Origin of the sequence: Undibacterium sp. RuTC16W (assembly GCF_049339445.1) — a bacterium.
GTDB lineage: Bacteria > Pseudomonadota > Gammaproteobacteria > Burkholderiales > Burkholderiaceae_D > Undibacterium.
Genome location: NZ_JBMPPE010000002.1, coordinates 192,890 through 211,164, shown reverse-complemented (window position 1 = coordinate 211,164; position 18,275 = coordinate 192,890). Strand labels below are relative to the sequence as shown.

12 protein-coding genes are annotated in these 18,275 nt (G+C 50.5%); 8 read left to right on the top strand and 4 right to left on the bottom strand.

The annotated features are described in order from the left end of the window. Positions 1–25: 25 nt before the first annotated feature. Complete coding sequence (gene recG, locus ACO0K4_RS05390) at positions 26–2,143, bottom strand: ATP-dependent DNA helicase RecG (protein ID WP_422955861.1); 2,118 nt, start codon at positions 2,141–2,143, stop codon at positions 26–28. 367 nt (positions 2,144–2,510) lie between these two features. Between recG and queA the strand changes: the two genes are divergently transcribed. The 3 genes from queA to ACO0K4_RS05375 all read left to right on the top strand — a co-directional run bounded on the left by queA (position 2,511) and on the right by ACO0K4_RS05375 (position 5,786). Next, positions 2,511–3,581, top strand: coding sequence for a tRNA preQ1(34) S-adenosylmethionine ribosyltransferase-isomerase QueA (gene queA, locus ACO0K4_RS05385; RefSeq protein WP_422955597.1), 1,071 nt, complete (start codon positions 2,511–2,513; stop codon positions 3,579–3,581). Positions 3,582–3,705: 124 nt separating this feature from the next. Then, positions 3,706–4,839 (top strand): tRNA guanosine(34) transglycosylase Tgt, encoded by a 1,134-nt coding sequence (gene tgt, locus ACO0K4_RS05380; RefSeq protein ID WP_422955596.1) that lies wholly within the window; start codon positions 3,706–3,708, stop codon positions 4,837–4,839. Continuing rightward, the gene (locus ACO0K4_RS05375) at positions 4,839–5,786 is read left to right on the top strand and encodes a TraB/GumN family protein (RefSeq protein ID WP_422955595.1); all 948 of its coding nucleotides are present in this window, start codon (positions 4,839–4,841) and stop codon (positions 5,784–5,786) included. Before tgt ends, ACO0K4_RS05375 begins: the two co-directional genes overlap by 1 nt. On the opposite strand, the gene ACO0K4_RS05370 is transcribed toward ACO0K4_RS05375, so the two are convergent. The 3 genes from ACO0K4_RS05370 to ACO0K4_RS05360 all read right to left on the bottom strand — a co-directional run bounded on the left by ACO0K4_RS05370 (position 5,749) and on the right by ACO0K4_RS05360 (position 9,630). Beyond that, complete coding sequence (locus tag ACO0K4_RS05370) at positions 5,749–7,209, bottom strand: DUF2867 domain-containing protein (RefSeq protein WP_422955594.1); 1,461 nt, start codon at positions 7,207–7,209, stop codon at positions 5,749–5,751. The genes ACO0K4_RS05375 and ACO0K4_RS05370 overlap by 38 nt on opposite strands. Positions 7,210–7,294: 85 nt before the next feature. Next, a complete protein-coding gene (locus tag ACO0K4_RS05365) occupies positions 7,295–8,272 on the bottom strand; it encodes an FHA domain-containing protein (RefSeq protein ID WP_422955593.1) in 978 nt (325 codons plus the stop codon). Continuing rightward, on the bottom strand, positions 8,269–9,630 hold the full coding sequence (locus tag ACO0K4_RS05360; RefSeq protein ID WP_422955592.1) for a S1 family peptidase: 1,362 nt from the start codon (positions 9,628–9,630) through the stop codon (positions 8,269–8,271). Before ACO0K4_RS05360 ends, ACO0K4_RS05365 begins: the two co-directional genes overlap by 4 nt. 429 nt (positions 9,631–10,059) lie before the next feature. Here ACO0K4_RS05360 and yajC point away from each other — a divergent pair, with 429 nt between their 5' ends. The 5 genes from yajC to ACO0K4_RS05335 all read left to right on the top strand — a co-directional run bounded on the left by yajC (position 10,060) and on the right by ACO0K4_RS05335 (position 18,046). Next, a complete protein-coding gene (yajC, locus tag ACO0K4_RS05355; protein WP_422955860.1) occupies positions 10,060–10,326 on the top strand; it encodes a preprotein translocase subunit YajC in 267 nt (88 codons plus the stop codon). A 75-nt stretch (positions 10,327–10,401) separates the two neighbouring features. Continuing rightward, positions 10,402–12,267 carry a protein translocase subunit SecD gene (gene secD, locus ACO0K4_RS05350; RefSeq protein WP_422955591.1) on the top strand — a complete coding sequence of 622 codons (1,866 nt, stop codon included), beginning with the start codon at positions 10,402–10,404 and terminating at the stop codon, positions 12,265–12,267. Positions 12,268–12,305: 38 nt separating this feature from the next. After that, complete coding sequence (secF, locus tag ACO0K4_RS05345; protein WP_422955590.1) at positions 12,306–13,244, top strand: protein translocase subunit SecF; 939 nt, start codon at positions 12,306–12,308, stop codon at positions 13,242–13,244. A gap of 399 nt (positions 13,245–13,643) precedes the next feature. Then, positions 13,644–14,963: an efflux RND transporter periplasmic adaptor subunit gene (locus ACO0K4_RS05340; RefSeq protein WP_422955589.1), complete on the top strand. Its 1,320-nt coding sequence runs from the start codon at positions 13,644–13,646 to the stop codon at positions 14,961–14,963. Further along, positions 14,960–18,046 (top strand): efflux RND transporter permease subunit, encoded by a 3,087-nt coding sequence (locus ACO0K4_RS05335; RefSeq protein WP_422955588.1) that lies wholly within the window; start codon positions 14,960–14,962, stop codon positions 18,044–18,046. Before ACO0K4_RS05340 ends, ACO0K4_RS05335 begins: the two co-directional genes overlap by 4 nt. Positions 18,047–18,275 lie beyond the last annotated feature (229 nt).

The window sequence follows — 18,275 nt, the reverse complement described above, 5'->3', positions numbered from 1 at the left end:
TTGCGTTTTCACCGAAAATAAACAATCAAACCCGTAAAAATTCTTCTTTATTCCCCATCCAGCGTTGCAGATGGGCGTCGACCGTCGCGGCGTCGTGCTGGAGTAAATCGATGGCCAGATTGCGCGCTTTTTCGACCAGCCACTGATCGGTTTCCAGATTGGCGAAGCGTAGCATGGCCTCCCCCGACTGGCGTGCGCCGAGGAATTCTCCAGGGCCGCGTAACTCCAGATCTTTTCTGGCGATTTCAAAACCATCGGTACTTTCGCGCATGGTCATCAGGCGTTGTTTCGCCGTGCCGCCAAGTGGCCCCAGATAGAGCAGCAAACACACGCTGGCGGCGGCGCCGCGACCGACACGACCACGTAATTGATGCAGTTGTGACAGGCCGAAACGCTCGGCATGTTCAATTACCATCAGGCTGGCGTTCGGCACATCGACACCGACCTCAATCACGGTGGTCGCGACCAGCACCTGCACTTCATTCCTGGTAAATGCATCCATCACGGCCTGCTTCTCCGTCTGTTTTAAGCGGCCATGTACCAGGCCTACCCGCAGATCGGGCAGTGCGGCACTCAGCATCGCATGGGTATCGGTGGCTGTTTGCAATTGCAGGGTTTCGGATTCTTCGATCAGCGGGCATACCCAATACACTTGCTTGCCATCTTGCGCTGCTGCATGTACGCGCTCAATGACTTCGTCGCGCCGGTTCTGATCGACGACACGGGTCACGATCGGTGTGCGTCCCGGTGGTAACTCATCAATCACCGACACTTCCAGATCTGCGTAATAAGTCATTGCCAGGGTGCGCGGAATCGGCGTGGCAGACATCATGAGCTGATGCGGGATTTTTCCGGCCTGTGCTTTATTGCGCAGCGTGAGCCGCTGTGCAACACCGAAGCGATGTTGCTCATCGACGATGGCCAGACCGAGATTAAAAAATTGCACCGCATCCTGAATCAGGGCATGTGTACCGATCACGAGTTGCGCTTCTCCGGAGGCGATCAGGGCTTGGGCTTTTTCTTTGTCTTTTTTCTTCAGGCTACCGGTCAGCCATGCAGTTTTGACGCCTAATGGTTCTAGCCACGCAGCGATCTTACGAAAATGCTGATCCGCCAGAATCTCGGTCGGTGCCATCAACGCGGCCTGATAACCGCTATCAATCGCTTGCGCTGCAGCCAGCGCGGCGACAATAGTTTTGCCGCTGCCGACATCACCCTGCAGCAGGCGCTGCATAGGGAAACTCTGTTTCAGGTCGCTGCGGATTTCTGCCAGTACGCGTTCTTGGGCGCCGGTGAGTGTGAAGGGCAGCGTCATCAAAAACGCATTGCAGAGTTCACCAACTACGGGCAATGCCGTAGCGCCTTTTGCTCGGCGAGTTGCCTGTGCCCGTTTTAAGGAGAGTTGCTGCGCCAGCAGTTCATCAAACTTCATCCGCTGCCAGGCCGGATGCTCATGCTCGATCAAACTATGCTGATCGGCATCGGGCGGGGGATTGTGTAGCAAGCGGACGGAAGCCTCAAAGCCCTCCAGCTGTAATTCTGCGAGCAAGGCGGGCGACAGTGTGTCTTGCCATTGCACCTTGGTCAGCGCAGTTGCAATCGCCTTACGCAGCATGGTTTGCGACACGCCTTCACCAGCAGGATAGACCGGCGTCAGCGCCGTGGGCAGCGGTGCGCCCTCGTTGACCATCTTGTAGCTTGGATGCACCATTTCGGCACCGAAGAAGCCGTGGCGTAATTCGCCACGTGCCCGTACCCGCATGCCAACCGCCATTTGCTTGGTCTGGCTGCCATAGAAGTTTAAAAAGCGCAGTACCACTTGCGCTGTCTCATCCGCAATCGTGACGACCAATTGCCGGCGCGGCCGATATTGAATGTCGCAGTCCGTCACGACGCCTTCAATTTGTACCATACTGCCACCGCGAAAACTAGCGTCATGCATGCTGGTGATTGCCGTCTCGTCCTCATAGCGCATCGGCAGATGCAGGACAAAATCCATCTCTGAGCGTAGACCGAGTTTGGCGAACTTGTCAGCTAACTTATTCACAGCGAGTCTGGCTGCGCTCTTGGGCTTGGCGTCAGGGGCTGCAACAGGTGCGGATCGCTTACGCGCCTTGCCAGACGCATCGGGCATCTCGGACATATCGGGAGTGCGCGGACTCAATGGAGAAGGAGCAGGCATAAGGTAGAATGCTGGGTTTTCTGTTCGTCTGATTGGTTTGACACAAGGACTTACGCATTGCTGCTATAGACTGCTACGGCGTGCTTCATGAAATGGAATGACGTCATTCTACTGTTTTTTTATACAGTGTCTAGCGGGAAGTTTCATTGAGGCGTCAGATTGTTGTCGTTTTAGCTGCTTTTTTGAAGTTCCTCAAACTGAATCCGCACTATTAATGCGGATGTTGAGTCAAAAAGCCTTGCGAAGCCGCATGAATACTGTGTGTTTGTTTTTTAATTTCCTTTCAGACGTTTCTTTTTTACCTGACCATTTTTACTTATTGCATCGCATGTCTACCCTGACCCTGAGTGATTTTGATTTTGATCTGCCCGAAGAATTGATCGCACAAACCGCCTTGCCTGATCGCTCGGCATCGCGTTTGCTGCATGTTGATGGCGACCGTCTGGTTGACCGGCATTTTGCTGATATTGTCGAGCAGTTGTCGGCAGGCGATTTGCTAGTATTTAACGATACCCGTGTACTCAAGGCGCGTTTTCATGGCATCAAGGAAACCGGCGGAAAGGTCGAAATGCTGGTCGAGCGCGTGATCAGCAATACGGCTGACGAGCATATTGTGCACGTCCAGTTGCGTGCTTCCAAGTCGCCGCAGGCCGGTGCAAAAATTCGTCTGGCAGATGCCTTTGACGTGGTGGTCGGCGAGCGTGCCGGTGAATTTTTTACCCTGCATTTTCCCGGCGATGTATTTGAATTGATTGAGCAATATGGTCGTCTGCCTTTACCTCCTTACATCAATCACGAAGCCGATGACTTTGATGAGCAACGCTATCAAACGGTGTACTCGCGCGTGCCTGGTGCGGTTGCTGCACCAACAGCAGGTCTGCATTTTGACCAGGCTTTACTTGACCGTTGTGCGGAAAAAGGTATTCAGTTCGCCTATGTGACTTTGCACGTCGGTGCCGGCACATTTCAGCCCGTACGTACTGAGAATCTGGCGGATCATGCCATGCACAGCGAGTGGTACACCATCTCACAAGCTACTGTCGATGCGGTGCACGCCACGAAGGCCGCCGGTAAATCCGTAGTCGCTGTCGGCACCACCAGCATGCGTGCGCTGGAGTCTGGTTCGCAATCGGGCAGTTTGCAGGCTGGAAGCGATGACACCCGCTTGTTCATTACGCCGGGCTATGTCTTTAAAACCGTCGACAGGCTTATCACCAATTTTCACTTACCAAAATCAACTCTGCTGATGCTGGTCTCCGCGTTTGCGGGCTATGATCGCATCCGCGCAACTTACGCTCATGCCATCGCCAGTCGCTATCGTTTTTTTAGTTATGGTGATGCGATGTTGTTGACGAATACCTCTTGGCAGGAAGAGTCAATCACAGTCCCTCTGGAATAGATTGTTTGAGGTTGAACAAACTGAGAATCAGTGAGCTACAACATGCGCATCACTGGCTCATACAAATTTTTGGTGCGCGCGGCGCACCCTACGATACACTTTTATTTTTAGGTCGGTAAATCCTATGCTTGAATTTCAATTAATTAAAAAAGACAAAACCACCGCTGCCCGTCGCGGTCGCGTCACCGTCAATCATGGCGTGGTTGAAACGCCGATCTTTATGCCTGTCGGTACCTATGGTTCTGTGAAGGCGATGTCACCGCTGGAACTGAAAGAGATTGATGCCCACATCATTCTCGGCAACACCTTCCATCTGTGGCTGCGTCCGGGTCTGGATGTGATCAACAAGTTTGGCGGTCTGCATGACTTCATGGGCTGGGACAAACCGATATTGACTGACTCAGGCGGCTTTCAGGTTTTTTCTCTGGGTGCCATGCGCAAGATTACCGAAGAGGGCGTAAAGTTTGCATCGCCAATTAGCGGCGAGCGCTTATTCTTGTCGCCAGAAATTTCCATGCAAATTCAGCGCGCTCTGAATTCCGACATCGTCATGCAGTTCGATGAATGCACACCGTATGAAATCGACGGTCGTCCGGCAACCATAGAAGAAGCAGCAAAATCCATGCGTATGTCGCTGCGTTGGGCGCAGCGCTCCAAAAACGAATTTGATCAGGGCGGCAATCCGAATGCCTTATTCGGCATCGTGCAGGGCGGCATGTTTGAGCATCTGCGCGATGAATCATTGGCCGGTTTGAATGACTTGAATTTTCATGGTATTGCGATTGGTGGCCTGTCGGTTGGTGAGCCAAAAGAAGATATGCTGCGTGTGCTGGCGCATGTCGGCCCGCGTTTACCCGAGAACAAACCGCATTACCTGATGGGTGTCGGTACGCCGGAAGATCTGGTGGCTGGTGTTGCTAACGGCATCGATATGTTCGATTGCGTCATGCCGACCCGCAATGCACGCAATGGCTGGATATTCACCCGTTACGGCGATATCAAAATCAAGAATGCCCGCTATAAAGAAGACAAAGCACCGCTTGATGAAACCTGTACCTGCTATGCGTGCAAAAATTTCTCACGCGCCTATTTGCACCATCTGCACCGCACGGGTGAAATCCTCGGCGCGCGTCTGAATACGATCCATAATTTGCACTACTACCTGGAACTGATGAAGGGAATTCGCCAGTCTCTGGATGATGAACGTTTCCCGGAATTCGTCGCGCAATTCCATGCTGACCGTGCTAGAGGAGTCTAATGATGTACCTACACAAAACAAATAAATACCGTCACGCACTAACGGCTTTATTCAGCGCGGCAGTCGTCTTGTTCGCACCGCATCAGTCGGCATATGCCGATGCTGAAGTCGCCAAAATCACCGATGCGAATCAGTCCGCGCCGGCAAAAGGTCTGATGTGGGAAATCAAGGCAGGTCAGAAAACCGCTTATCTGCTGGGATCAATCCATTTGGCTAAACCAGATTTCTATCCGCTGACACCGGCGGTAGAAGAAGCGTATGCCAACTCGAAGGTGCTGGCAGTCGAGGTCGATGCAACGGATCAGAAAGCAATTGCTAAAGTCATGCCGCAGGTTGTATATAAAGCGCCGGATCAGTTAGACAAACATATCTCGGCTGAAACCTGGGCAGAACTGAACAAGGTCGCTGGTCCCGCTATTACACAATTACAAATGCTCAAGCCCGCCATGGTGAGTACCGGCTTGGTTGTCGGTGTCATGATGGGGCAGGGCTATCAGCCGCAGGCCGGTATTGATGTGTATTTTTTGAATCGTGCGAAAGCAGATAAAAAGAAAATTCAGGAATTAGAAACGTTGGCGTTCCAGATAAAAGTATTGACCGACTTTAGTGATAAAGAAGGTGATGAAATGCTAGCGTCTACTCTCAAAGGTATCCAGAGCGGCGAAGCGGTCAAAGAAGCTGAAAACATGGTCGCCGCCTGGAGATCCGGGGACGCACCGGCCCTAGAAAAAATCCTCGACGACCTCAATAACAAAGACGCTGCCTCTGCCAAGATGATGAAACGTTTACTCGACGACCGCAATGTCGGCATGAGTGAAAAAATCATTAAATTGATGAATGGCGGACAGCCGGTTTTTGTGGTTGTGGGGGCGGGTCATATGATTGGTAAAAATAACATACTTGAATTTCTCAAGAAGAAAAATTTCCAAATACGTCAGGTGGAGTAAGACTAGTACTATCAGCATGTTGGATGCTGCTGTTTCCACTGATGTATGGCAAAGCATGCTCTACAGCGAAACGCAGCATCGTCGGTGTCACGTAGGAGCGGTGAGTACGATTAATTACCGCCATGTAGAAACGTCCGAAAAGATTTTTACAATGAACCCTCGTGCCCAGAGTAACCACAATGCGACGTGGATTAATGACTTCTACGCTTACACATGAGCGGAAAACCAAGTGTTTGTCATTTGCGCCCAGAATTACTTGCGCGCGCGTATGACTGTCGTTGATGTGTTGATTTAATACAGGGTAGCGTTTGTCGAATAAGCTGTTGCTGTGTTGCGAGAGCAAAGACGAGACTGGACATCCCAAGCTTGATGTCCTCAATCCCATAGGACGTACTAATATATTTCGGAACGCCATCATGCGAGACACTCCTTTCGGAGGATTCTCCAGAAAACCCTTAAGTACGACGCTTAATATTTTATCTGCCTTCAAATAACTGATTTCATTTAGCTCTAATGTCAGGCTGAATGTATCGTCATGATGCAAACGTACTTGTTCAAGTTCGTTGGTAAGTAGTGATTCATTTGGTGGGCCATTTAATTCCACTACTTTGAGCCCTCTTCCATTGTCTGAAAAAAAGCCGCTTGATCTGCGCCATGCTGCCCAGGCGCCACGCACTATTCCTAGCTTGCCGCGAGTGGTGTCGCACACAGCACGTTGTAGTGTTCCGGGCGGTGCATCCAGTGAAAGGGCAATGGTTGGGATATGAGTTTGTTGAAAATCGGGCAGCTCCAATAGCCGGAGAATTTTTTCTGGAAGTAACTCTGTCAGCGACGGGATGCTCGCTTCATTATTGATAACTTGTTGACGTAGCGTCTCGGACAGCGTCCCACCTAATTCGTTTGTATGACAAGACAAAGCAAAGAATACCGGGTGTTGCGAGTTTTCTTTCAGCGGGGCAAATTGATGCCAGGTTTCACCACCGAAACGTACGGTGAAAAGACAGTCTGGTGGAATATTGATGTATTGCAGCGCTTTGATAAAATTTTTGGCATCAGTTTCTATTTGTTCTGGTGAGGCGGTAGAGAACCGTAATTGTGCGCCACCGCTACCAGAGATCGCAGTAAATATTCTGTGTCCGCCGTGACGATGAAATGGATGCCCTTTTGCTCCGACAGAGAACGAATAGAGTGAAGTTGCATCGCCTTTCACGAAATCAGTCCCAGCTAATTTTGCAGATGGTTCATCTAGTTCATCGATGAAATCCTGATGCGCGCTTTGTCTGGCTAGTACACTGGCATGCAGATGATTGCCAGAGCCATGACCTAGTTGTGCAATCAGCGAGACCTCGACGGGTAGGCCACCAGATTGTGATGCGATGCGCGCAGAGGGAAAAGCTTCTGTTATTTTCTTTAATTCCAACATCGTGTTTTTCCTGCAAATAAATAAGTAGGTGGCGAATATTGCCGTTCTACTGCGTTGAATATTTATTTTACGCAGCGATTATTAATCAATCATCCTCAGAATCACTACCATCGTCTTTCACTTTTTTCGTACGCTCAATATCGAGTTTCGCTTTCATTGCACTGACATTTTGCATGAGTTCATCGGTACTGTGATCGGGGCTGATGCGTATTGCGGGTGGCAGGAGCACGCTCATAAACGCTTCGCCGGAAAGTCGGCCTAGTTTTTGTTCATTGCTCATCAGGATCATGCTGGAACTTAATAGCATTAACAAGACTGATACGCCCGCGAGGCGTTTTGGATGATGTGGTTTGATCGTGAGCAGGTGGAAGAACAGCGCGGTGCATGCGGCCAGTACATACAGATGCACAATATAGCGGCTTAGCCAGTCGAGTGAAAAGGCGTAAGCAATCACGCTGATGCCGAGTTCTACCAGCGTCAGCGCTGTTATGCCAGCACCGAAAATAAACAGATGGCGGCCAAAGCGCGGGTGCTGGGCAAATAAGCGATTCGCAATTGCCCAGAGTCCGCTCCACACCAGGCCACCGCCCAGGATATAGGCGATTGCCTGGACATAACTGATTGCCTGTAATGGTTTGGTATCGGTTTGCCAGGTCGAGTAAATCGCAAACAAGGCGATCAGAAACGTACCGATCATCCCCGGCACAAAACCTTCCCAGGTGTGCCGGGTGCGGTCGGGTATTTCTGGTGCGACGGCAAAATTCGTGTCGCGAATTCGTAAGCTTGTGTGTCCGATACGGATCACGGTATTGCCATTCAGTGTGATGGTCGATTGACGTTTTCCCGCTTGGATAATGCCATTGAGGCTGCCGGTATCACGCACACATAATTGCGCTTCGCTGTCGAGTTCGATGATCGCGTGGTGTGCCGCGATATGCGCATCATCCAAAATCAGATCGTTGTCGTAAGCGCGTCCGATGCGGATCGGCAGTGTCTGAACCTTATGACGCTGTATGACGTCACCATTGTGTGCCAGGATTTCGATGAAATAAGGGGCGCTCATTTTTTGCTCCCGCGTGACATCGCATCCAGGAAGCTGCGGGTGGTCTTTAAGCCGTTTTCAAAGGAAACGCCGGTCACATCGATGCGGCTCTGCAAGCTGGCTTTGGCTTCATCTGTGCTGGCAGTAAATAAAGTGAAATTATATAAACCGACAAACTTGCGGTAGGCACGGACACAAAGCACCGCGCGCAAAGGCAGGGTCTTGGTCGTGACAAACTGTTCAGTACACGAGGCGCTGGTCAGTTGGCTGTCTTTGCGAGAGCCCATATTATTTGCTTTGAACATACGACTTGCCAGAACTGAGAAGCGCAATGTGTCCAGGGTCTTGGTGGTGACATACTGATGTCCCATGGAGACATGGCCGGTCTGTTGCGAGTCAGAGATAAAAATCGCCGACTCCATTTTGCAGTTGATGCTGTCGACAGTAAAACTCACTTCGTCTTTGACGTTGGAGTGCCCCCAGCAGCGTACCTGATCTGATTCTCTGACGGGGACCTGATATGGCCCCATCGTCTTTTGTGTGAACGGGGTATCGAGCAGTCTGGTGATCATGCCGCGCTGATGTTCCAGCAACTGCTCACCGATCAGGGGATTGAAGTCTTTGGGCGCCTTGCTCTGCTTCGCTACTTTTCTTAATAACTCTTGTCCGTATTTAATTGGTACCAAAAAACTTACCAGCTCGCCGTCCAGGCGCTTGGACACATTGACGCCAGCAACCGCGCCATCGACATTGACACTGGGACCGCCGCTCATACCGGAATTGATGGGGCCGGTGAACATCAGCTGGTCATAAAAACTACGGGTAATGACGCCGTTATAGGAGCCTTCTGAAATCGCAAAGCCCAGATCGAGAGGGTTGCCGAGTGAATACAGATACTGTCCTTGCGTCAGAGGGGCCAGCGCATCGGGAATCGTGAAAAAGCCGGTGCCGTTGCGGTTGATCCTGACTACAGCCAGATCATGCAGCACATCGACCGCCAATAATTCGACAGGGCCACGCTTACCTTCAGTATCGATGTATTCACCGACGTACACATCGGGGTCGAGTGCCATTTGCGACACCACATGGTAATTCGTCAGCACCAGATTGCTGGTGCCAATCAAAAATCCGGAGCCGACCGAGGACTGGCTGCGCGCATTTTTTAACAACATGCGGATTTGTAATAAATCGGCTTTGGCAGAGGAATATAGTTTCTGTGCGGCAGAAGAGGGGGGCTGACGCACCTGACTTGCGTCGCTCTCACTGGTAGTCTGAGCCGATAGTGTTGCCTGAGGTGCTGCCGAAACCTGTAGTGAAGCCGTCAAACTCGCCAGACTGATCAGGCAGGCACACCACATTGCCGGTTGTATGAATCGCATGCTATCTTTCGTTGATATATTTTCATTAATATTGCCGCTAGCATAACTTAATTGAGCATTTCTGTATGCGGTGTCGAGTGAATTACAGTCAAATTCAGTGTGGTAATCAGGATTATGCTGCCATACAAATGTCGCTTAACTACCTGATTTGTGCAGGATTTCCACAAAATCTGCCCGGCAGCAGTTTAAATCTTGATTGGCCGAACATCGTCACCATACTAAAACCTAGCAATCACGCTCTCCAATGCTAGAATGTGGCGCTTTGCGATCGTTGGCAGACTCTTTTAATTGGTATTTTTGTCACCATTTGATGACCTGATGTCGATTTATTCTTGCCTTGCAGATAATTATTAAAATTTAAGGAATTTCAACGTGTTTATTTCCAATGCTTATGCACAGTCTTCCCCTCTCGGCGGTAGCGGCGATCTGATGAGTTTTCTGCCTATCATTTTGATGTTTGTGGTGTTGTACTTCTTGATGATACGTCCGCAAATGAAGCGTCAAAAAGAACAAAAATCCATGATGGAAGCATTGGCGAAGAACGATGAAGTCGTTACCGCTGGCGGTGTTTTGGGCAAAGTGACTAAAGTGACTGACGCCTATGTCACTATCGAAGTCGCGAATGGCACTGAAATCGTTGTGCAAAAAGTGGCCGTCACCATGTTGCTGCCTAAGGGCACCATCAAAGCGATCTGATCCTCTGATCCGGCGCAGCCTGCAATCGGGCTGCGTTGCTCATTCAGCCCAGCTTTACTCTTATTCTGAACCGATATGAATCGCTATCCTCTCTGGAAGTATCTTCTCATTGTCATCGCACTGATATTTGGTGCGCTGTACACCGCGCCAAACTTCTTTGGTGAATCACCCGCTTTACAAATCAGCAGCACCCGTTCTACGGTAAAAATCGACAGTAGTATGGTCGACCGTGTTGATCAGATCTTGAAAAAAGAAGCGATCACTTCGACTGGCCTGACCTACGAAAATAACGGTATTGCCGGTACAGTTCGCGCACGCTTCAAGGACACAGACGACCAGTTCAAAGCGAAATCGGTGATCGAAAAAGCATTGAATCCAGATTTGGCGGAAGCCACTTATGGCGTAGCGTTTAATCTGTCGCCAAACACGCCAAAATGGCTGCAAAGCTTGCATGCCTTCCCTATGTATCTGGGTCTTGATTTGCGCGGTGGCGTGCATTTTCTGATGCAGGTTGATACTAAAGCCGTATTGAACAAGCGCTTGCAAGGTTTGCAATCTTCAGTGCGTACGGTGCTGCGTGATAAAGAAGTCCGTCATGCAGGTATCTCCCGTGATGGTGATGTGATCAATGTGAAATTCCGTGATGCAGAAACGATGACGAAGGCAATCAATGTCATCGGCAATCAGATGTCGGATGTGAATTTTGTTGATACCAAAAATGCCGACAACACCGAAATTAATCTCCAGATCAGCCTGAAGCCCGAAGCATTAAAAGCAGCAATGACCGAAGGTGTAAAACAAAACATCACAGCCCTCTCCAAGCGCGTGAATGAACTCGGTGTAGCAGAACCTATCATCCAGCAGCAAGGCGCAGACCGTATTGTCGTTGAGTTGCCAGGTGTGCAGGATGTCGCCCGTGCGAAAGAAATTATTGGTCGTCAGGCGACACTGGAAGTACGTCTGGTTGATGAGAGCGTGATTGGCATCGTTGATGACAGTACTGCGGTGCCTTTTGGTTCTGAGATGTTTAAAGTTGGTCGCGGTGGCCCGGCAATTCTGTACAAAGATCCTGTGATCACGGGAGATTATATTTCTGGTGCATCGGCGAGTTTCGATCAGCATCAGCAACCAGCCGTCAGCATTGATCTGAACGGCGATGGTGGCCGCAAGATGCGTGAAGGTACGCGTGGCAAGATCGGTAAAAAAATGGCGATCGTCTTATTTGAAAAAGGTAAGGGCGAACTATTGACCGTAGCGACGATTCAGGATGAACTCGGTTCCCGTTTCAATATTACGGGCATGGGCTCCACTTCCGCCTCATCGGATCTGGCCTTACTATTACGCGCCGGTTCTCTGGCGGCACCGATGGACATAATTGAAGAGAGTACAGTCGGTCCTCAGCTAGGTGTTGAGAACATCAAAAAAGGGCTGAACTCAACACTTTATGGTTTCATCGCTATCGGTATTTTCATGGCGGCGTATTACTTGCTGTTCGGTGTATTCAGCGTCTTGGCTTTATCGGTGAACTTGTTGTTGCTGGTTGCTATCTTGTCCTTATTGCAGGCTACACTGACACTACCGGGTATGGCGGCGATTGCGCTGGCTTTGGGGATGGCGATTGATGCGAACGTGTTGATTAATGAACGTATCCGCGAAGAGTTGCGCGCCGGCAGCACGCCGCAGGCGGCAATTGCCACGGGTTTTGATCGCGCATGGGCGACGATTCTCGATTCCAACGTGACGACTCTGATTGTTGGTCTGGCCTTATTGATGTTTGGTTCCGGTCCGATTAAGGCATTTGCGATTGTGCATTGTCTGGGTATTGTGACGTCAATGTTTTCTGCGGTATTTGTCTCACGCGGTGTCGTTAATCTCTGGTACGGACGTAAGAAAAAACTGAACTCGATTGCGATCGGTCAGATCTGGAAACCGACCGAATAGTTAACGACTCAGCAGCGATCAGAATATAAGGATTCATCATGGAATTATTCCGTATTAAAAAAGACATACCGTTCATGCGCAATGCGCTGATCTTCAATGTCATCTCGGCACTCACATTTGTTGCTGCCGTGTTTTTCCTGTTGCACAAAGGTTTGCATTTTTCCGTCGAATTTACTGGCGGTACTGTCATGGAAGTGACGTATCCAAAGGCGGCGAATGTGGATGCGATTCGCAAAACCGTGGATAGCCTTGGCTTCACCGATACGCCGGTGCAAACGTTTGGTAAGGCACAGGATGTTGTTATCCGTTTGCCCTTACCTAAAGATGGTAATTTCCAGCAGCAAACTGATCGTGTGTTGCAAGCATTGAAAACACAAGATCCGGAAGTGAAATTACAACGTACGGAGCTCGTCGGCGCACAAGTCGGCGATGAGCTTGCTCACGATGGTCTGATGGCTTTGCTGATGGTGATTGCAGGTGTCGTCATTTATCTGGCAATCCGGTTTGAATGGAAATTCGCGGTTGCTGCGATCATTGCGAACTTGCATGACGTGGTCATCATTCTGGGATTCTTCGCTTTCTTCCAATGGGAATTTAACCTGTCGGTATTGGCAGCGGTACTTGCCGTGCTCGGTTATTCGGTCAATGAGTCGGTGGTTATTTTTGATCGTATCCGTGAAAATTTCCGTAAGCAACGCAAGATGTCGGTAACGGAAGTGATTGACAATGCGATTACCAGCACGATCTCGCGTACTGTCATTACTCACGGTTGTACTCAGATGATGGTGTTGTCGATGCTGTTTATCGGTGGCCCTACTTTGCATTATTTCGCTATTGCGCTGACCATCGGTATTTGCTTCGGTATTTATTCTTCCGTGTTCGTTGCGGCAGCGATTGCGATGTGGTTAGGTGTTAAACGCGAAGACCTGATCAAGCCAATCAAGGAAAAAGACGAGACCGACGGCGCCGTTGTATAAATTGATGTAAGTTTGATTAGGCCTGATTAGGCAGGATGAAGTTGGCCTAAGTCGGCTTAATTCAGATTCATCAATCATGCAACTGAACCGAGTTGCATGTAACGAAAAGTATTAAAAGTCAAAGCCAGCCTGTATGCTGGCTTTTTCTTTGTTAGCATTACATATTCCGATGTGCCTGAGACGAGCGGGTTCGACAAAAATTTTGTTATGCAACAGAACGAATCGATCAAATTTTTGTCCTAACCACGTACGACAGATTAGCCGTTCATTTGATTGCGTATTTTGTTGAACATCTTGTCGCATACCTTGTAGCACTTTTGGCCGTTTATTCGCAGATACAAGACCTCATTATCCTCATCAGAGCAAGACATCACAGTTATACCCTCAAGGCAAACAAGTATGAGTAAATTAAAAACGACCGTTATCGTATTGGGCATTGCCGCTATTGCAGCAGGTGGTTATTACAAGTGGAGTGCCGGTAAAGCAGATGCCGCTGACAAAGCAGCAAAAGCAGCCGGTGCCGGTAATCGGCCGGTCAGTGTGACGACCGCGATTGCGCAACAACGTGATTATCCCGTTCGCCTGAGCGCTAACGGTATTGTGACCGCACTCAATACTGTCGATATTCGTTCGCAAATTACCAGTACCGTTGCCAAGGTGCATATTAAAGAGGGTCAGTTTGTGCGTGCGGGCGAGTTATTGTTCACGCTCGATAGCCGTCCTGATGAAGTGAATCTGGCCAAGGCACAAGCGCAACTTGATAAGGATCAGGCATCGCTGGCCGATCTGCAACGCCAGTTAGCGCGCAGCAAGGACTTGCTCGATAAAAAATTCGTATCACAAAGTGTGCTCGATACCAGTCAGACCCAGGTCGATGCTCAGCTTGCCGTGATTGCCTCGGATCGCGCTGCTGTGAATGCGGCCAAGGTGGCACTGAGTTATAACCGTATCGTTGCACCGGCCGCCGGACGCACGGGTGTGATCAGCGTTTATCCGGGATCGCTGGTGCAGGCGAATACCACGGCGACGCCCTTGGTGACGATCACGCAGATGGATCCGATTGCCATCAGCTTCCCGCTGCCTCAGCGCAATTTGCAGGATGCACTGGAGAGCATGCAACAAGCCGGCAATGCGGTGACAGCACAATTACCAGATCGTCCGGATCAGTTCAAAGGCCGTATGCAATTCGTCGACAATACCGTCGATGCCTCGTCAGGAACGGTGAAGGCTAAAGCGGTCTTTGATAACAAAGGATTGAAGTTATGGCCGGGCGCTTATGCGAACGTCGACTTAAGCGTACGCACCTTAAAAGATGCGATTGTAATTCCGATGGACGCGATGGTCGTCAGCCCTAAAGGCACCATCGTCTATATCGTCGATGCAGAAGGTAAGGCCGCCTTACGTCCCGTCACTTTATTGAATGCCGCAGGTGCAGAAGCCGTCGTCAAAGGCATTGATGCGGGGGCGAAAGTGATTGTGGATGGCAAGCAAAATTTGCGGCCCGGCAGTGTAGTTCGCGAGCGTGCTGTGGATAGCAAAGGTGCGGATAAAAATATGGCTAAAGCATCCGCCGGGGCTGTTGCGCAATCGGCTACAGCGGCCTCTTCTGATGCTGTCGGCAAATCAGCATCATCAGCCAGCGTAGCGCCAGTGTTAGCTCCTGCATCGGTTCCGGTGTCAGTTCCAGCCGCTGCATCAGCATCAGCGAGCGCATCATGAACTTGTCGGAGCTGTTTATCCGTCGTCCGGTGATGACGGTATTGCTGAACCTGTCGATTATCGTCGCCGGTGTGCTGGCATATCGCTATATTCCGATTGCCGCGTTGCCTAGTTACGATACCCCGGTGATCAGCGTCAATGCTAACCTGCCTGGTGCCAGTCCCGAGACCATGGCGACTTCGGTAGCGCTGCCGCTGGAAAAACAATTTGCAACGATCCCTGGCTTGTCGGTGATCAGTTCCAGCAATACGCTGGGTTCGACGTCGTTGACGCTGGAGTTTGATCAGAACCGGAAAATTGATGCCGCCGCGGTTGACGTGCAAGCCGCGTTGTTGCGTGCTCAGCGCTCGTTGCCGCAAGACATGACGTCGCCGCCATCCTATCGCAAAGTTAATCCCGCCGACGCGCCGATTCTGTTTTTGGCACTGACTTCACCCTCCCTGAGTTTGTCGGAATTAACGAGTTATGCCGAGCACCTGATTTCACCTAGCTTGTCCACTCTGGACGGTGTGGCGCAGGTGAATATTTTTGGTATCAAACGGTATGCCGTGCGTGTACGCGTGATGCCAGAAGCGCTGGCATCACGCAATATTTCACTCGATGAATTGTCCGCCAGCATCCGTGCATCCAACGCCAATACGCCGGTTGGTACGCTGGAAGGCGATAAACAGACCTTGACGTTGCTCGCGAATCGCCAGTTACAGAGCGCAGCGGAATTTGCCGATCTGATCGTCAGTAACAAGGGTGGGCAGGTCGTGCGTTTACGCGATGTTGCCAAGATCGAAGACAGTTTTGAGACTGTAAAGTCGGCAGCGAACTTCAATGGCGAGAGCTCGATCACATTGGCAATCCAGCGCCAGACGGATGCCAATACGGTGAAAGTAGTCGACGCGATCAAGGCCGCATTGCCAGGCTATCAGGCGCAGTTGCCTGCCTCGGTCAAAATCAATCAGGTGAATGATCGTTCTGTGTCTATTCGCGATGCTTTGCATGACGTGAATCTGACGCTGTTGCTGACGATATTTTTGGTCGTGATCGTGATTTTCTTATTCTTGCGCCGTATGGTTGCAACGATTATTCCGACCTTGTCTTTGCCGGTATCACTGATCGGTGCGATTAGTTTGCTGTGGGGTTTTGGTTATACCCTCGATAATATTTCCTTGCTGGGCCTGACTCTGGCGGTCGGCCTGGTGGTCGACGATGCGATTGTAATGCTGGAAAATATCATGCGTCACGTCGAGGCGGGTGAGCCGCCTTTTAAAGCAGCGCTGCAAGGTTCGCGTGAAGTGGGTTTCACGATTATTTCGATTTCGACCTCTCTGATCGCGGTGTTTATTCCGATCTTCTTCATGCCTGGCGTGATTGGTCAGTTGTTTCATGAGTTTGCTGTCATCGTGTCGCTGGCGATTGTGGCGTCGGCGTTTGTGTCGCTGACGCTGGTGCCGATGCTGGCGAGCCGCTTTTTGAAAAGCGAGCATGAAATGAAAGAACCTCCACGTTTGATCGCAGCCTTGCTGCAAGTGTTTGAAAACAGTTTTAACGCTTCCTTAAACGCCTATACCCGTGGTCTGGATATCGCGCTGCGTCATCGTGGCGCCGTCTTGCTGGTAGCTCTGGCGACCTTCGTTGCGACTGCATATATGTTCACGGCGATCCCGAAAGGCTTCTTCCCTGAAGAGGACATCGGGCAGATCAATGTGTCGACGGAGGCGGCAGAGGATACGTCGTTCCCGGCCATGGTGACCTTGCAGGATAAAGTTGCCAAGATCATCCGCGACGATCCGAATGTCCTGACCGCGACCTCATTTAATGGTGGCAGCGGTTCACAAAACACAGGTCGTATGTTTATCAACCTCAAGCCGCGCGATCAGCGTAAGCCGATGAAGCAGGTCGTTGACGGCTTGCGCAAAAAACTGAGTGAGGTTGCCGGTATTTCTGTCTTTTTGCGGCCAACTCAAAACTTGCAGTTAGGCGGACGTCCGAGCAAGAGTCAATACCAATACATTTTGCAGAGTGTGGAGGCTGGTGAGCTGAGCGACTGGTCCTTGAAATTACAAGACAAGCTGAGGAACGATCCGGCATTTAAAGACGTGACGACCGACTCCCAGCTCAAGGGTTTGCAAGCCTCGTTAAATATTGACCGTGATCGTGCCAATGCCTTGGGTGTGGCGATGGATAGCGTGCGGTCGAGTCTGTATAGCGCATTCGGTGAGCGTCAGGTATCTACCATGTACACCAACGTGGATAGCTATCAGGTGATTATGGAACTGGCACCTGATGCGAAAAAAGATGAGAGTGCGATCAACGCCATTTATGTACGCAGCAATACGGGCGCTTTAGTGCCTTTGTCGAGTTTCGCGACGATAAAGCGTACGGTCGGCCCGACCTCGATTAATCACGTCGGCCAGTTGCAGGCGGTGACGGTATCGTTCAACCTCTCGCCGGGATCCGCATTGGGTGATGCGACTAAGAAGATCGAGCAATACCGTGACGAGATTAAATTACCAGCATCAATTATTACCTCGTATGGTGGCGATGCAGCGGTGTTCAAGGATTCTCAGTCGGGGCAGGTCGTACTGATTGTCGCCGCTTTACTGGTGATCTATGTTTTGCTTGGCGTTTTGTACGAGAGCTATATTCATCCGTTGACGATTCTGGCTGGATTGCCTTCCGCAGCGGTGGGCGCGTTGTTGATGTTGCAGATTTTTGGAGAAGATCTGACTTTGATTGCGACGATCGGTATCTTGCTGCTGATCGGTATTGTGAAGAAAAACGCGATCATGATGATTGACTTTGCGCTTGATGCTCAGCGCCATCACGGCATGACACCGCCAGAGGCGATTCGCGAGGCGTGTATTCAGCGTTTTCGGCCTATCATGATGACGACACTGGCCGCTCTGGTCGGTGCGTTACCGATTGCTTTTGGTTTGGGTGCTGGTGCCGAATTACGTCAGCCCCTGGGTCTTGCTGTTGTCGGTGGTCTGATCTTCTCGCAAGCGATTACCTTGTTTATTACGCCGGTGATTTATCTGGCGCTGGATCGTTTCAGCGGCAAGGGGCCTATCGTCGGAGATACGCTGTAATCTGTCCTCATGTACAGCCGGTCGCTGTTGGCGTCTGGCTGTGTTGTACTTGTAGTGAATAGTCATTCAATCATATACTCCCCCTTTGTTTTATTAAAATCACCTTAAGCCCGCGCATTTATCGTGTGGGTTGTAAAATACAGGTAGGGAGTATATATTTTTTAGAGTCGATGACGTTAAGCCGGATCGTCATTGCTGTCCAAGTGTGGCGCTCAATATCGCTGACGGG

Coding starts and splice junctions, on each gene's coding strand:
- recG (WP_422955861.1), bottom strand. CDS start 2,143: ATGTCCGAGATGCCCGATGCGTCTGGCAAGGCGCGTAAGCGATCCGCA.
- queA (WP_422955597.1), top strand. CDS start 2,511: ATGTCTACCCTGACCCTGAGTGATTTTGATTTTGATCTGCCCGAAGAA.
- tgt (WP_422955596.1), top strand. CDS start 3,706: ATGCTTGAATTTCAATTAATTAAAAAAGACAAAACCACCGCTGCCCGT.
- ACO0K4_RS05375 (WP_422955595.1), top strand. CDS start 4,839: ATGATGTACCTACACAAAACAAATAAATACCGTCACGCACTAACGGCT.
- ACO0K4_RS05370 (WP_422955594.1), bottom strand. CDS start 7,209: ATGTTGGAATTAAAGAAAATAACAGAAGCTTTTCCCTCTGCGCGCATC.
- ACO0K4_RS05365 (WP_422955593.1), bottom strand. CDS start 8,272: ATGAGCGCCCCTTATTTCATCGAAATCCTGGCACACAATGGTGACGTC.
- ACO0K4_RS05360 (WP_422955592.1), bottom strand. CDS start 9,630: ATGCGATTCATACAACCGGCAATGTGGTGTGCCTGCCTGATCAGTCTG.
- yajC (WP_422955860.1), top strand. CDS start 10,060: ATGAGTTTTCTGCCTATCATTTTGATGTTTGTGGTGTTGTACTTCTTG.
- secD (WP_422955591.1), top strand. CDS start 10,402: ATGAATCGCTATCCTCTCTGGAAGTATCTTCTCATTGTCATCGCACTG.
- secF (WP_422955590.1), top strand. CDS start 12,306: ATGGAATTATTCCGTATTAAAAAAGACATACCGTTCATGCGCAATGCG.
- ACO0K4_RS05340 (WP_422955589.1), top strand. CDS start 13,644: ATGAGTAAATTAAAAACGACCGTTATCGTATTGGGCATTGCCGCTATT.
- ACO0K4_RS05335 (WP_422955588.1), top strand. CDS start 14,960: ATGAACTTGTCGGAGCTGTTTATCCGTCGTCCGGTGATGACGGTATTG.